Annotated in this window: 1 protein-coding gene; it reads left to right on the top strand. The window is 33.1% G+C overall.

Annotation, left to right across the window (positions count from 1 at the left end):
• Positions 1-480 precede the first annotated feature (480 nt).
• Positions 481-792 (top strand): Type 1 glutamine amidotransferase-like domain-containing protein (locus AC1DJR_RS32040; protein WP_477004473.1); only part of this gene is annotated, 312 nt, incomplete at its 3' end.

Below are 792 nucleotides of genomic sequence, written 5' to 3'. Positions count from 1 at the left end.
TAAAATAAGTTCCTATAAAAAATAAAAAACACTTTTGTAAAACTTTTGGTATTCCCTGTACTTTTTAAATATAAATACTCTTTCAACATTCATTAGTACGTCGTTATATTCATTTAAACATATTGTCCCCATATTTTGAAACAATATTTTCCAGTATTATATATCAATAAAGTGAAACTTTAATCAATGGGGATTTTGTTCATCCCCCATTGATTATTAGCCCACACCAATCGGGCGTTTACGGGCAGCAGAGCTCCCACCTAACTGCTTTGCTCCAATCGCATTTTGAGGGGGGAGTTTACTGCCCGCAAATAGCGGGATAAACTGCTTCTAATTCCTTTCTATCCACAGCTATCGACTCCTTATGCTATTTCAATATATTGTTCACTTTATTTCCCCTTATTCATTAAATCACAGAAGGAATGTAACTCCCCACTATCGAATTTTTACATAACAAATATTATTAGGTGGTGCTTTACTATGAAATTAGCTGTCATTGGTGGCGGTGATTTACAAGATCCAAATCACTTGTATATTAATGAACGACTTATAGAATTAACGAATAAACAATACCCAAAAGTATTATTCATTCCTACAGCTAGTCGTGATGATGAAGGATATATAAAGTTATTTTTAGCAACATTTGAAAAGCAATTACATTGTGAGGTTCAAATTTTACGCATTTCAACCGAAACACCTACTAAATATGAAATAGATGAGATGATTCATTCTGCCGATTTAATTTACCTTGGCGGTGGAAATTACGTTCATATGCTTGAACAATGGAAAGAA

The organism is Bacillus sp. 05T31 (assembly GCF_056396725.1).
Note: the sequence above shows the minus strand (reverse complement) of the source record. Positions and strands in the feature narration are given on the sequence as shown.